At 62.9% G+C, this 14644-nt stretch carries 10 protein-coding genes; 8 read left to right on the forward strand and 2 right to left on the reverse strand.

From position 1 onward, the window contains the following. Positions 1 to 26 precede the first annotated feature (26 nt). From DL891_RS04840 to DL891_RS04850, 3 genes are read left to right on the forward strand one after another with little or no spacing between them, the layout of a single operon-like run. Entirely contained in the window at positions 27 to 956 is a 930-nt protein-coding gene (locus tag DL891_RS04840; RefSeq protein ID WP_111719289.1) for an ABC transporter permease, read from the forward strand. Then, the gene (locus DL891_RS04845) at positions 946 to 1917 is read left to right on the forward strand and encodes an ABC transporter permease (protein ID WP_111719290.1); all 972 of its coding nucleotides are present in this window, start codon (positions 946 to 948) and stop codon (positions 1915 to 1917) included. The genes DL891_RS04840 and DL891_RS04845 overlap by 11 nt, the downstream gene beginning before the upstream one ends. Continuing rightward, entirely contained in the window at positions 1914 to 3677 is a 1764-nt protein-coding gene (locus DL891_RS04850) for an ABC transporter ATP-binding protein (RefSeq protein ID WP_111719291.1), read from the forward strand. The genes DL891_RS04845 and DL891_RS04850 overlap by 4 nt, the downstream gene beginning before the upstream one ends. Before the next feature lie 171 nt (positions 3678 to 3848). On the opposite strand, the gene DL891_RS04855 is transcribed toward DL891_RS04850, so the two are convergent. Next, the gene (locus DL891_RS04855; protein ID WP_232819005.1) at positions 3849 to 5321 is read right to left on the reverse strand and encodes a SulP family inorganic anion transporter; all 1473 of its coding nucleotides are present in this window, start codon (positions 5319 to 5321) and stop codon (positions 3849 to 3851) included. 228 nt (positions 5322 to 5549) lie between these two features. Between DL891_RS04855 and DL891_RS04860 the strand changes: the two genes are divergently transcribed. From DL891_RS04860 to DL891_RS04870, 3 genes are all read left to right on the forward strand, one after another. Next, complete coding sequence (locus DL891_RS04860; RefSeq protein ID WP_111719293.1) at positions 5550 to 7391, forward strand: ABC transporter family substrate-binding protein; 1842 nt, start codon at positions 5550 to 5552, stop codon at positions 7389 to 7391. Between the two features lie 206 nt (positions 7392 to 7597). Continuing rightward, positions 7598 to 9124 (forward strand): ABC transporter permease, encoded by a 1527-nt coding sequence (locus DL891_RS04865; protein ID WP_111719383.1) that lies wholly within the window; start codon positions 7598 to 7600, stop codon positions 9122 to 9124. Between the two features lie 4 nt (positions 9125 to 9128). After that, positions 9129 to 10274: an ABC transporter permease gene (locus DL891_RS04870; RefSeq protein ID WP_111719294.1), complete on the forward strand. Its 1146-nt coding sequence runs from the start codon at positions 9129 to 9131 to the stop codon at positions 10272 to 10274. 35 nt (positions 10275 to 10309) lie between these two features. On the opposite strand, the gene DL891_RS04875 is transcribed toward DL891_RS04870, so the two are convergent. Continuing rightward, complete coding sequence (locus DL891_RS04875; protein ID WP_111719295.1) at positions 10310 to 10906, reverse strand: PH domain-containing protein; 597 nt, start codon at positions 10904 to 10906, stop codon at positions 10310 to 10312. Positions 10907 to 11007: 101 nt separating this feature from the next. Between DL891_RS04875 and DL891_RS04880 the strand changes: the two genes are divergently transcribed. Both DL891_RS04880 and typA read left to right on the forward strand, forming a co-directional pair. Next, the gene (locus DL891_RS04880) at positions 11008 to 12711 is read left to right on the forward strand and encodes an ABC transporter ATP-binding protein (RefSeq protein ID WP_111719296.1); all 1704 of its coding nucleotides are present in this window, start codon (positions 11008 to 11010) and stop codon (positions 12709 to 12711) included. Positions 12712 to 12717: 6 nt separating this feature from the next. Next, the gene (gene typA / locus DL891_RS04885; RefSeq protein WP_111719297.1) at positions 12718 to 14625 is read left to right on the forward strand and encodes a translational GTPase TypA; all 1908 of its coding nucleotides are present in this window, start codon (positions 12718 to 12720) and stop codon (positions 14623 to 14625) included. Positions 14626 to 14644: the final 19 nt, after the last annotated feature.

Below are 14644 nucleotides of genomic sequence, written 5' to 3' on the forward strand. Positions count from 1 at the left end.
ACACAAACCGCGATTCGGACCCTCTGATGCTCTGGTTCATCGGGCGCCGCCTCCTGCAGATGATTCCCGTCTTCTTCGGGGCGACATTTCTCATCTACTTCATGGTCTTCGCCCTTCCCGGCGATCCCATCCTCGCCCTTTTCGGCGAGAAGACACCGTCACCGGCAGTGGTCGAGCAATTACGGGCTCAATACCACCTCGACCAGCCATTCATTGTGCAATACCTGCTCTACCTCAAGAGCTTGGTCACGTTTGATCTCGGCAACTCGTTCTCCGGCCGCCCGATTGCCGACGTCATGGCGAAGGCATTCCCGGTCACTCTCAGGCTTGCCACCCTGGCAGTTCTCTTTGAGGCCGTCGCCGGTATCACAGTCGGCCTGATCTCGGGCCTGCGCAAGGGCAAGTTCTTCGACAGCTCGGCGCTCGTGGTCAGCCTTCTGCTGATCTCGATTCCGACCTTCGTCATCGGTTTCGTGCTGCAGTACGTCTTCGCAGTGCAACTGGGCTGGACCAAGGCCACGGTCGGTCCTCAGGCCGGATGGAGTGAGTTGGTGCTCCCGGCGATCGTGCTGGCCTCTGTCTCGTTCGCCTACATCATCCGGCTCACCCGCACCAGCATCTCGGAGAACATGGGTGCCGACTACGTGCGCACCGCGTCATCGAAGGGGTTGACTCGGGGCCGAGTGGTTCGCGTTCACGTACTGCGCAACTCGTTGATCCCGGTGGTCACGTTCATCGGCGCCGACTTCGGAGCACTGATGGTCGGTGCGATCGTGACCGAGGGAATCTTCAACATTCCTGGCGTCGGAGGCACCGTGTTCCAAGCGATCAAGCAGGGGCAGGGTCCGACGGTGGTCTCCTTCGTGGCCGTGTTCGTGATCATCTTCATGGTCGCGAACCTGCTCGTCGACCTCCTCTACGCCGTTCTCGATCCGAGGATCCGCTATGCCAACTGATACCGTAAGTCCACCCGGCCGAGGTGGGCGCAGCCCCGACCACTACGTCGCCCCGATCGAAGACACTCCGCTGCAAGCTGTGGACTCGGTCAAGGTCGACGCCAAGGTGAGCAGTCTGTGGGCCGACGCCTGGCGTGCGATGCGCGCACGACCGCTGTTCTGGTTCTCCTCTGTGATGATCCTTTTCATCGCCTTCGTCGGGATCTTTCCGCAGCTGTTCACGAACGAGCTTCCGAACGACAACTGCTTGCTGGCGAACAGCAACGGCGGGCCGACCGCCGGCCACCCGATGGGTTTCACCAAGCAGGGATGCGATGTCTTCGCCCGCGTCATCTATGGGGCACAGGCTTCGCTGACGGTCGGTGTCGTCGCCACGGTCGTCGTCGTGCTCATCGGTGTGGTTCTCGGAGCTGTTGCCGGCTTCTACGGCGGCTTTTCTGACGGGTTGATCTCCCGAGCCACCGATATCTTCTTCGCGATCCCATTCGTGTTGGGAGCTATCGTGCTCCTGTCGGTGTTCCAGGGTCCGTCGAACGCGATCATCGTGGCACTGATCCTGTCGCTCTTCGGATGGCCCCAGACGGCGAGGATCACGCGGGGCGCCGTGCTCGAAGCGCGCGGAGCCGACTACGTCACCGCATCGATCGCATTGGGCGTCACTCGGTTCAAGGTCCTTCTGAAGCACGTTCTGCCGAACGCGATCGCACCAGTGATCGTGGTGGCAACCGTATCTCTCGGTATCTTCATCGTCGCCGAGGCGACGCTTTCATACCTGGGGGTCGGACTCCCGCCGAGTGTGATGAGTTGGGGCAATGACATCGCCCAGGCCCAGGTCTCCATCCGCACAGCGCCCATGACCCTGTTCTACCCGGCCGCAGCCCTGTCGCTCACCGTCCTGAGCTTTCTGATGCTCGGCGACGTCGTGCGAGACGCGCTCGACCCGAAGGAGCGTGCTCGATGAGCATCGACACTCAGGCCAACGTCGGTACCGCATCGGCGGCCACCGCTGACCAGCGCAAGCCGATGTTGGAGGTGCGCGACCTCCAGGTCGGGTTCACGACCCAGGACAAGGGCATCGTGCCTGCCGTGCGCGGTGTGAACTTCACGCTGAACGCAGGAGAGACTCTTGCGATCGTTGGAGAGTCCGGAAGCGGCAAGTCGACGACGGCGCACGCGATCATCAATCTGCTCCCCGGCACCGGCAAGATCACCGGCGGCTCGGTTTTCTTCGACGGTGAAGAGATCAGCGCGATGAACGCGAGACAGATCGAGGATGTGCGCGGGCGCCTGATCGGCTTCGTACCCCAGGACCCGATGTCCAACCTCAACCCGGTCTGGAACATCGGTTTTCAGGTGGAGGAGACCCTCCGGGCGAACGGCCTGGCCGACTCGAAGACGGATGCTCGGCAGAAGGCAATCAAAGTGTTGCAGGAGGCCGGCCTGTCTGACGCGGCCAGCCGATTGAAGCAGTACCCCCACCAGTTCTCGGGAGGCATGCGCCAGCGGGTGCTGATTGGTATCGGACTGTCTTCGCAGCCGAAGCTGCTGATCGCCGACGAGCCGACCTCGGCGCTGGATGTCACCGTACAGAAAGTGATCCTCGACCACTTGGCCATGCTCACGCGGGAGACAGGCACTTCAGTGCTGTTCATCACCCACGACCTGGGTCTTGCTGCCGAGCGGGCGGAGAAGCTGGTGGTGATGTACCAGGGCAAGATTGTCGAGTCGGGGCGGTCCAAAGACATTCTGGCCGACCCGGTGCATCCCTACACTCGTCGCCTGGTGGCTGCGGCTCCGAGCCTGGCGTCGAAGCGGATGCAGATCCAGAAGGTTGAAGACGCCGACGCCACCGAGTTGACCGACGCGCTCGACGTGACCATGATCGAACGGGCTGAGCAGCGAGAGGAACGGGCAAAGTCCGGTCGCGGTTACATCACGGTGTCGGATGTCTCGAAGACGTACACGATTCGCCGAGGTGGTTTCAAGGCGGATCTCTTCACCGCGGTCGACAAGGTCTCGTTCCAGATCGACAAAGGCACGACGATGGGCATCGTCGGGGAGTCCGGCAGCGGTAAGTCGACCCTCGCCAAGCTCATGCTCAAACTGGAGCCGTTGTCTGGTGGGGCGATCTCGGTCGACGGGAAGGACATCGACAGCATCAAGGGTGCCAAGGAGTTGTTGGCGTTCAGGCGCAAGGTGCAGCCTGTTTTCCAAGATCCGTACGGCACGCTCGACCCGATGTACAACATCGCCAACACCATCGCCGAACCGTTGAACACGCACAAGATCGGTACTTCCAAGCAGCGGCGTGCGAGGGTCAGGGAATTACTCGACCAGGTGCTCATGCCCCAGTCGACGATGAACCGGTACCCGGGCGAGCTCTCCGGTGGTCAGCGCCAGCGCATTGCGATCGCGCGAGCGCTCGCGTTGAAGCCTGAAATACTGGTTCTCGACGAGGCGGTTTCGGCCCTCGACGTTCTCGTGCAGGGCCAGGTCTTGAACCTTCTGACCGAGCTGCAGCAGGAGCTCGGTCTGACTTATATGTTCATCACCCACGACCTCGCAGTCGTGCGGCTGGTGGCTGACCGGGTCTGCGTCATGCAGAAGGGTCGCATCGTGGAGACGGCGACCACCGACGAGGTGTTCGACAACCCCAAGGAGCTGTACACGCAGGAGTTGCTCTCGGCGATCCCCGGCGCGGGCTTCGAGTTCGGTCGGTAGGTCTTCGGTCGGTGGGTCGCGCCTCCAACTGGATCGGCCTGCACCGATGCCGTCGAAGATTCAGGATGACAGGCGAGCGGACGACCAGAGACGGTCGGCAGTCCTGTCGACCTGAATTTTCCGTGTGTTCAGCGCGACGATTCACCCGGGGATTACCAGCAGGGGAGAGGCTCACAGCCGGCCGGTGAGCCTCCGGTGGAACTCGGCGCTGCGGTCGTCGAGCCCGACAAAGCTGACGAGGGTATTCTGCGCGCGGTACTTCTCCTCGACCGAGTCGAGCACGGCAACGGATGACGCATCCCAGATCTGAGTGTTTGTGAAGTCGATCGTGACCCGGGCAGGGTCACTTGTATAGGAGAACTGCTCCACCAGGTCGTTGCTGCTGCCGAAGAACAGCGGACCGTGCACCAGGTACCGCACCGACGTGAGATCGGACGTCAGAATGCGCTCCACCCGGATGACGTGGGCGACCCGGCGGGCGAACAGCACGATTGCCAGCAGTGCGCCGGCGGCGACACCGATCGCCAGGTTGTTCGTCGCGACCACCACCCCCACCGTCGTGAGCATGACCACGGTCTCTGGGATGGGCATGCGTCGAAGCGTTGACGGTCGCACACTGTGCCAGTTCACCGTGCTGATGGCCACGACCATCATCACCGCGGCAAGAGCGACCATCGGGATCTGCTCCATCAGGTCGCTGAGCACCGTCATCAGCAGGAGTAGGAACACCCCCGCCACGAACGTGGACACGCGGGTGCGCGCCCGGCCGAGTTTCACATTCACCACGGTCTGGCCGATCATGGCACAGCCGGCGATCCCACCCCACAGGCCGGCGAGGATGTTCGCGACGCCGAGCGCCCATGATTCGCGCGTCTTGTTGGAGCGCGTGTCGGTGAGGTCGTCGACGAGTTTTGCGGTGAGCAGCGTCTCCATCAGCCCCACGAACGCAACGCTGAGCGCCGTCGGCGTGATGATGCGCAGCGTCTCCAGATCGAGTGGCACCAGAAGTGGCGTGATCCCCGGTAGCCCGCCGGAGACCGCGCGCTGGTCGCCCACAGTCGGCACGTTCAGGTGGGCGATCATCGTGATCGCCGTGACCACGACAATGGCCACCAATGGGGCCGGCACGGTCTTGGTGAATCGGGGCAACACCGTGACGATCAGAATTGTGATGATGAACAGGGGGTAGACCAGCCAGGGCACGCCTAAAAGGTGTGGCACCTGGGCGACGAAGATGAGGATCCCCAAGGCGTTCACAAAGCCGATCATCACCGAGCGCGGGATGAAGCGCATCAGTCGTGCCATCCCTGTCACACCGAAGAGTATTTGGATCAATCCGGCCATCACGACCGCAGGGAGAAGGTACTCGACCCCGTGTTCGGTGACCATGGGGGCGACAACCAGGGCGACCGCCCCCGCGGCTGCCGTGATCATCGCCGGTCGGCCGCCGAGAATCGACATCGAGATGGCAAGGACGACGGATGCCAGCAGGCTGACCTTCGGGTCGACCCCGGCGATGATGGAGAAGGAGATGACCTCGGGGATCAGCGCGAGGGTCGTGACGATGCCGGCGAGCACCTCGACGCTGAGTGTGCGCGGGTTGCGCAGCACCGTGCGGAGCGTGGGGGCGGGGTTCTTGGTCACAGTGTTGAAGGCTAACAGGATTGAAGCCCGGCGGTGTATACAGGGGCTGGTGCGGAGCATTGGGTGGTGGACACCTGCGCGACGGAGAATTTCGGTTACCGATCGATAACATTCGGCGCGTTGCTCTGTAAAAAGTGGGCCCCCCGATCTAGGGTCAAGTCAAGAGGAGACATCGGTGTTATCCATCACGGTGTCTCAGACCCATGTTTATCAATAGGGAGGAACACCGTGAGACTACGACGACTAATGGCGGCGGGTGCCGTCGTCAGCGCCGGCGCACTCGTGCTGAGCGCCTGCGCACTGCCGCAACAGTCCGAGGTTATTCAGGGCACGTCGATAACCGTGGCCTGGAACGACCCATTCCAGGCGTACAATACGTCGACCGCTGATGACAATGCGAGTGCGAACGCGAACATTGTCTATCTGGCCAACCGCAACTTCAACTATTACAACGCGGAACCCAAGCTGGTGCAGGACACCGATTTCGGCAAGTACGAGGTCACCAACGAAAGCCCGTTGACGGTCAAGTACACCGTCAACGACGGTGTCAAGTGGTCCGACGGCACTCCCGTCGACGGTGTCGACCTGTTGATGCAGTGGGCGGCGACGACCACCCACATGAACAGCGTCGAGCCGAAGTACGACGACGCAACCGGTGAGATCACCAACCAGGCTGAGGTGGACGCGGGCACCTACTGGAACAGTGGCGCCGTTGCCGGCCAGGCCCTCGACCTGGTCACCCAGACCCCGGTGCTCGGGGACAACAATCGTTCGTTGACGATCATCTACGATGAGCCCTACGTGGACTGGGAACTCGGACTCAGCGTGGGCGTTGCCGCTCACGGTACGGTGCAGATGGCCTACCCCGACAAGAAGTACACGGGCGAAGACGCCAAGAAGGACTTCGTCAAGGCCGTGCAGGACAAGGACTTCGCCTGGCTGAAGCCGGTCGCGCACTCCTGGAATGTCGACTACAAGTACGTCGACATGCCGACCGAGGCGCAGAAGACCCTGTCGAACGGTGCCTACACGATCACGGATCTGAAGAAGGACCAGTACGTGACGCTGACGGCCAACCCCGACTACAACTGGGGCCCGTCACCGAAGTACGAGAAGATCACTGTTCGGTTCATCAGCGACCCGCAGGCCCAGATCCAGGCGCTCCAGAATGACGAGGTGCAGATCGCTTCGGGTCAACCCACCGCTGACCTGATCACGCAGCTCAAGGGCATGCAGGGCGTCACCTACGTGGGTTCCATCGATGCGGTCTACGAGCACGTGGACATGCAGGTCACCAACGGCGGGCCGTTCGACGCCAAGAGCTACGGCGGCGATGAGGCCAAGGCGCTCAAGGTGCGCCAGGCGTTCTTGAAGACGATTCCTCGCCAGGAAATTCTCGACAAGCTGATCAAGCCGCTGCAGGAGAACGCCGAGATTCGTAACTCGAACGTCTTCGTTCCGGGTTCGGAGGGTTACAAGGCCTCGGTGGCTGTCAACGGTTACTCCGCCTATGACGTGGTGGACATCGCGGGCGCGAAGGCTCTGCTGGCTGAGGTCGGTGTCGCCACTCCGATCAAGGTGCGCCTGATCTACGGTGAGGGAAATACGCGCCGTGCCCAGGAATACGAACTGATGCGCCAGAGCGCCGAGCAAGCCGGATTCACCCTGATCGACGGTGCATCCGGCACCTGGGGCAACGACGTGTTCGCCAAGCCGGATGTCTATGATGCGGCCTTGTTCGGCTGGCAGTCGACCAGCCTCGCTGTGGGCGAGTCGTCGGCCAACTACCAGACGGGTGGGGCGAACAACCCCTACGGCTGGTCGAATGCCGACGTTGACAGCGAGTTCAAGGCGCTGCAGACCGAGACCGATACCCAGAAGCAGATCCAGATCCTGGTGAAGGCCGAGACCGACATCGTCAATGAGGCGTGGACGATCCCGATCTTCCAGTTCCCTGGCGTGACCGCGTGGAGCGACAAGATCACCGGCGTGAGCGCGGCGCCTCTGTCGCCGACCTACTTCTGGAACTACTGGGAGTGGGCGCCGGTCTCAACGGCATCCAGCAAGTAGCATCACAGCACCACGGCAATACCTTCACGATCCGGTCGCACCACGCGGTGCGGCCGGATCGTGCGGCCGGGTGCAGAACACAACTTGTTCTACCGCCCGGCACCTGGGCCAGTCCACAAACCGGTGTCAGCGGATAGAATCCGAACACGAATGGCTGACCCGCTTTCCCATCCGGAAAGAATTGAAGAAGGGTGCGACACACCGCTGTGTTAACTTTTGTGATTCGGCGCCTGGGCGCCTCGGTGCTCGTACTCCTCGGGGCCAGCTTCATCATCTATGTGCTCGCGGCGAACGCGGGAGACCCGCTTGAAGACCTGCGTGCATCGACGGCCATCAACAAGGAACAACTGATCCAGGCACGCATCACGTTGCTCAATCTGGATGTGCCCGCACCGCTTCGGTACTTCATCTGGCTGGGCGGCGTGCTCCGCTTCTTCATCGGCGACTTCGACCTCGGCAAGAACCTCGCCGGGCAGGAAGTCACGGCCCTGGTCGGCTCCTCGATGTGGCAGACCATCCAACTCGTCACCTTCGCCACCATCATCGCCATCGTGATCGGTGTGGCAATCGGCATGACCACCGCGCTGCGCCAATACAGCGGCTACGACTACTCGGTCACATTCTTGGCGTTCCTGTTCTTCTCACTGCCCGTCTTCTTCGTGGCCGTGCTGCTCAAACAGTACGTGGCAATCGGTTTCAACAATTTTCTGGCGGATCCGGTGATACCACCGGTCACGATCGTCGTACTCTCGCTGATATCCGGCTTCGTGTGGATGAGCATCATAGGCGGGGATCCGAAACCGCGACTGATCGTATTCGGTTCAGCGACCCTCATCACCGCGGCCGTGCTCGGCTACCTGTTGGTCACCAACTGGTTCCAGTACCCGGGGCTCGGCCCCGTGCTGATCCTCGGTCTCGGGGCACTGGGGGCAGTGGCCGGAACGGCGATTTCGACCGGAATCAGCAACCGCCGTGCCTTGTATGCATCGCTTGTTCCACCGGTCCTCGGTGCGCTCCTGTGGTATCCGTTGCAGTTCGTGATGACCGTGCAGGCCAGCGCGTGGCTGGTGCCCATCCTGATCGGCGCATTCCTCGTCGGCGGCGGCGCGATCGGCTATGCGATGGGTCTCCACGACAAGTGGGTCGCCGCTCGCGGGGGTGCCGCAAGCGGCGCGTTCGTAGCGATCCTGCTGGTGCTCGACCGGATCATGCAATCGTGGCCCGACTACGTGACCAACACCGGTGGGCGTCCGATCGCGACCATCGGCGGTTCGACCCCCGATCTGCACGGCTCGATCTGGATAGGGATGCTGGACTCGTACACGCACCTGCTCCTCCCGACGGTCGCCCTGCTGCTCATCTCCTTGGCCAGTTACTCGCGGTACGCCAGGGCGAGCCTGCTCGAAGTGATGAACCAGGACTACGTGCGCACCGCACGGGCAAAGGGTCTGACCGAGCGCACGGTGATCATGCGCCACGCCTTCCGCAACGCGATGATTCCAATCGCGACGATCATCGCGTTCGACGTCGGCGGGCTGATCGGCGGCGCGATCATCACCGAGCGCATCTTCGCGTGGAAGGGTATGGGCTCCCTGTTTCAGGATGCACTCGACCACGTCGACATGAATCCGCTGATGGCCTTCATCCTCATCGTGAGCGCACTGACAGTGATCGCCAATCTTTTGGCCGACGTCGCATATTCGATTCTCGATCCCCGGATCAGGGTGGGTTAGACAAATGACGAACACAATTCTTCCCTCGGACCCCGCGTTGCCCGACGATGTCAACCGAGAACTCACGATCGAGCAACGAGAGACCGAGGGACTCAGCCAGAGCCAGGTCGTGCGTCGCCGTTTCTTTCGGCACAAGGGCGCGATGACCGCCAGCGCGGTGCTCCTGTTCACGATCATCTTCGTGTACTCATCGATCGGCGTCGAGATCTACGATTTCAAGATCCCCGGTTGGTGGATCTGGAACTACACCGAGACCTCCGCCATCGTCAACGGGGGCAACCCCACCTGGAACACGTTGTTTGCTCCGGGTGAGCATCCGTTCGGCCAGGACCAGATCGGCCGTGACATCTTCGCCCGCGTCATGCGCGGCACGCAGCAGTCGATCGTCGTCATGGTGCTGTACGGGCTGATCGCCAGTCTCATCGGCGTGGTCATCGGGGCCATCGCCGGGTACTACCGCGGTTGGCTCGACAACCTGCTCATGCGGTTCACCGACCTCATCATCGTGATCCCGATCATCGTGATCGCGGCCGTGATCGGCCGCGGCGTCGGCGCCAGCGGCGCGGTGGTGCTCGGCCTGTTGCTGGGGCTGGTCGGCTGGACCGGGCTGGCCAGGCTGGTGCGTGGCGAATTCTTGGGTCTGCGTGAGAGGGAGTTCGTCGATGCGGCCCGCGTCGCCGGCGCATCCGATTCCCGAATCGTGTTCAAACATATTCTCCCCAACGCGGTGGGTGTGGTGATTGTGAGCATGACGTTGCTGATGAGTGCCGCCATTCTGCTGGAGGCGGCGATCAGCTTCCTGGGTTTCGGCATTCGGCAACCGGATGTCTCGCTGGGTCAGATCATCAATGAGTATCAAGGCGCATTCGCGACCAGGCCGTGGCTGTTCTGGTGGCCCGGCGTGATGATCATCATCCTGGTGCTGACGATCAACTTCATCGGTGACGGGTTGCGTGACGCGTTCGATCCCCGGCAGAAGCGTGCCCCGGGAACCTCAGGGCCGTATCGCCAGATGTGGGGGATGATGTTTGGTCGAGGGCGGCAGGGCACACCGCAGATCTACGCCATCGGCTCGGACGGATCGTCGGGGGCGAATGACCGATCAGTGCCCCCGGGCGATCGAAAGCCGCCGCCGGGAGAGATTCAATGATGCCGGCGCCCGTTGAGGCGGGCCCCACGGCGCTCCTACAACACCCAGCCGAGCACACTCGCCACGAGCAATACGCCCACTATGGCCAGCGAGACCACGTGCAATCGGATGCGAACCGTCTCACCGGTGGTTGTGTGGGGTGCCGGTTCGCGGCCGGCCAGGCGCGTACGCAGAACGGTCGCAGCGTCACCCGAATCGGTGCGTGGCACGTCGCCGGCGCGCACGGTACCGCCCCGGTAGCTGGAGTCGGGCAGATTCTTGGCATCGGACTCAGTGGTGCGTGCTGCAGTGTGCCGGCCGGGGGCGGGCGCGGCCCAGGCGACATAGCGGCCATGAGCGGTGAACAGGGTCAGCGCGAACCGGGTATCCACCCGGGAGATGGCATCGAACTCGATCGTGATCGTACGGAACACGTTGATCAGGTGCACGGCATCGTTGCCGATGATGACGCGGGGGAGCCAGAACGCCTGCCACACCACGAACCAGAACAACAGCAGCGGCCAGAGATAGCGCAGCAGGGCCTCCAGGTTTGCGGCGGCCACGAGGGATATGACAGAGACCAGAACGATGAGGGAGACCATGATCGACAGAATCCTGCCGAAAACGGGTCTGATGATGATGTCGGATGCCATTTCCCCATATTCGCACGGGAGCACAGCATGAGCACACCCCGCAGGAGCGAGCCCCGGATGGGCACCCTCCGGATTCAGGCAGAACGGATGAGCGCCGCAGCATGCCGACCGGGGGCACGAGCGTGAACGCCCGTGTCCATGAGCGCCCAGGTCGCGGCGTGGGAGACCCGATCCTCGAGGTCTCGAATCTTGGCGTTGAGTTCTTCGTCAACGGCGAATGGGTTCCGGCCGCGATCGACATCAACTACACGGTTCGGCCCGGTGAGGTGCTGGCGATCGTGGGCGAGTCGGGGTCGGGCAAGTCCGTCAGCTCCATGGCGCTGCTCGGTCTTCTGCCCGACAACGCCCGAATCACCGGCAGCGCCCTGCTCAACGGGGTGCAGATGGTGGGTGCTGACCAGGCGACACTGCGTCGGGCCCGCGGCAAATCGATCGCGGTGATCTTCCAGGAGCCGATGACCGCGTTGAACCCGGTCTATACGATCGGGTTTCAGATCGTCGAGGCACTGCGGGTGCACTTCCCGATGCCGCCATCCGAGGCCAAGGCACGCGCGCTGGAGTTGCTTGACCTGGTTGAGCTGCCCGACCCCGAGAAGGCGTTCAATTCGTATCCGCACCAATTGTCGGGCGGGCAACGCCAGCGTGCGATGATCGCCCAGTCGCTTTCCTGCGACCCGGACATGCTGATCGCCGATGAACCGACCACGGCGCTGGATGTGACCATCCAGGCCGAAATCCTCGACCTGCTGCGCAGCCTGCACGAACGCCTGAACTCGGCCATCGTGATCATCACGCATGACATGGGGGTCGTCGCCGACCTTGCCAGCAATGTGATCGTGATGAAGAGCGGGCGGGTGGTCGAGCGCGGCACGGTGGAGGACATCTACCATCGCCCGAAGGAGCCCTATACCCAGGAGTTGCTGGCATCGGTGCCTCACCTGGGGCTCGGCGAAGCCACGGCCGACGTCGAGGTCGTCCGCACCGAGGCGCCGACACTGTCGCTGCGGGGCGTTGATGTCGTCTATCCCAAGCGCGGGCGGGTGCCGGCGTTCAAGGCGGTCGACGATGCTTCGTTCGACATCTACCCGGGAGAGATCGTCGGTGTGGTCGGCGAATCCGGCTCGGGAAAGACGACGGTCGCGCGGGCCGTGGTCGGCCTGCTCCCGGTTGCCGCAGGGTCGATGAGCGTGGCCGGGCAGGACATGACCGAGGTGACCGGCCACCAGCTGCGCGCCGTGCGGCGCAAGATCGGGATCGTCTTCCAGGATCCGGGCTCGAGCCTGAACCCGCGTTGGCCGATCGGACAGTCGATCGGGGAGCCGATGCTCCTGTCCGACGAATTCACCAAAGCCCAGATGAACACCCGCGTCGAGGAACTACTCGATCAGGTCGAATTGCCGAGGGAGTTTCGCAACCGTTACCCGAACGAGCTCTCCGGCGGCCAGCGGCAGCGCGTGGGCATCGCCAGGGCGCTTGCGCTCAGCCCCGAGATCCTTGTCGCAGACGAACCGACGTCGGCGCTGGACGTGTCGGTGCAGGCCCGAGTGCTCGACATCCTGCAGGAGATCCAGCAGCGCCTGCGCTTCGCCTGCATGTTCGTCAGCCACGACCTCGCGGTCATCGATATGCTGGCTGATCGCATGGTGGTCATGCATAACGGTAGAATTGTCGAGCAGGGCACCACAGAAGCGATCCTGCGCAATCCACAAGACCCATACACTCAGCGCCTGATTGCCGCCGTGCCCCTGCCCGATCCGATCAAGCAGCGCGAACGGCGGGAAGGGCGCGCAGCCTCCAAGGAATAAAGACACATGGCGCTAGCCACCCGCGAAAACCTCCGAAATGTTGCCATCGTCGCCCACGTCGACCACGGCAAGACGACGCTGGTCGATGCCATGCTCAAGCAGACCAATTCGTTCGACTCGCACTTCGAGACCGACGACCGCATGATGGACTCCAATGACCTGGAACGTGAGAAGGGCATCACGATCCTCGCCAAGAACACGGCGATCTCCTACAACGGCGAGCACGCGGTGAACGGACCCATCACCATCAACGTGATCGACACCCCCGGGCACGCCGACTTCGGCGGCGAGGTGGAGCGCGGGCTGTCGATGGTCGACGGCGTCGTACTTCTGGTCGACGCGAGCGAGGGCCCGCTGCCACAGACCCGCTTCGTCCTGCGCAAGGCGCTGGAAGCCCGGTTGCCGGTCATCCTGCTGGTGAACAAGACCGACCGGCCGGATGCGCGGATCGACCATGTCGTCACCGAGAGCCAGGACCTGTTGCTCGGCCTCGCCAGTGACATGGCCGACGAACACCCCGACCTCGACCTCGACGCGATCCTGAACGTACCCGTGGTCTACGCTTCGGGCCGCAACGGGATGGCGTCGACGGTGAAGCCCGAGAACGGCACCCTGCCTGACCATCCCAACCTCGAACCGCTGTTCGAAGCGATCCTCACTCACATCCCGGCGCCCGTCTATGACGACGAGCACCCGTTGCAGGCACACGTCACCAACCTCGACGCATCGCCGTTCCTCGGCCGACTGGCGTTGCTGCGCGTCTTCCAGGGCACCATCCACAAGGGCCAGACGGTCGCCTGGGTGCGCCACGACGGCACCATCCAGAACGTGCGGGTCACCGAATTGCTCGCGACCAAAGCCCTCACTCGCTACCCGACTGAGGAAGCGGGCCCCGGCGATATCGTCGCGGTCGCCGGATTCGACGACATCACCATCGGTGACACGCTCGCCGATCCCAATGATGTGCGCCCGCTGCCGCTGATCCACATCGACGACCCGGCCATCTCCATGACCATCGGCACCAACACGTCGCCGTTGATGGGTAAGGTTCGCGGCCACAAGCTCACCGCCCGTATGATCAAAGACCGCCTGGACCGGGAACTGGTCGGCAACGTGTCGCTGAAGGTTGTTGATATCGGACGCCCCGACGCCTGGGAGGTTCAGGGGCGCGGTGAACTCGCCCTGTCGATCCTCGTCGAGCAGATGCGCCGCGAGGGCTTCGAGATGACCGTCGGCAAGCCACAAGTGGTGACCCGCATAGTGGACGGCAAGGTGCATGAACCGTTCGAGCACCTGACCATTGACGCGCCGGAGGAGTACCTGGGTGCGATCACGCAACTGCTGGCGGGGCGCAAGGGCCGCATGGACGGCATGGCCAACCACGGCACGGGCTGGGTGCGGATGGAATTTGTGGTTCCGGCTCGCGGGCTCATCGGTTTTCGCAACGGCTTCATGACCATCACCCGCGGTACGGGCATCGCCAACGCCATCTCGCACGGCTACGCGGAGTGGGCCGGCTCGATCACGACCCGCTCGAACGGCTCGATCATCGCCGACCGCTCCGGCGTTGTCACTCCGTTCGCCATCATCGCCCTGCAGGAGCGCATGAGCTTCTTCGTGAACCCGACCGAAGAGGTCTATGAAGGCATGGTCATCGGTGAGAACTCGCGCACCGAGGACATGGACGTGAACATCACCAAGGAGAAGAAGCTCACCAATATGCGCCAGTCGACGTCGGACACGTTCGAGTCGATGACACCGTCGCGCCAACTCACCCTGGAGGAGTGCCTCGAGTTCGCCCGGGAGGACGAGTGCGTCGAGGTGACCCCCAATGCGATCCGCATCCGCAAGGTCGAGCTGGACGCCAACGCGCGCGCACGGTCGCTGAGCAGGCAGAAGAAGCAGGACGCCTGACCGCGGCGGGGAGGGGACA

Origin of the sequence: Homoserinimonas sp. OAct 916 (assembly GCF_003260275.1) — a bacterium.
In the GTDB taxonomy this organism is placed as follows: Bacteria; Actinomycetota; Actinomycetes; order Actinomycetales; family Microbacteriaceae; genus OACT-916.

Bases quoted from the DNA above. Each gene is read 5' to 3' on its own strand.
- DL891_RS04875 (WP_111719295.1), bottom strand. From the start codon at position 10,906: ATGGCATCCGACATCATCATCAGACCCGTTTTCGGCAGGATTCTGTCG.
- DL891_RS04845 (WP_111719290.1), top strand. From the start codon at position 946: ATGCCAACTGATACCGTAAGTCCACCCGGCCGAGGTGGGCGCAGCCCC.
- DL891_RS04840 (WP_111719289.1), top strand. From the start codon at position 27: ATGCTCTGGTTCATCGGGCGCCGCCTCCTGCAGATGATTCCCGTCTTC.
- DL891_RS04870 (WP_111719294.1), top strand. From the start codon at position 9,129: ATGACGAACACAATTCTTCCCTCGGACCCCGCGTTGCCCGACGATGTC.
- DL891_RS04850 (WP_111719291.1), top strand. From the start codon at position 1,914: ATGAGCATCGACACTCAGGCCAACGTCGGTACCGCATCGGCGGCCACC.
- DL891_RS04880 (WP_111719296.1), top strand. From the start codon at position 11,008: ATGCCGACCGGGGGCACGAGCGTGAACGCCCGTGTCCATGAGCGCCCA.
- typA (WP_111719297.1), top strand. From the start codon at position 12,718: ATGGCGCTAGCCACCCGCGAAAACCTCCGAAATGTTGCCATCGTCGCC.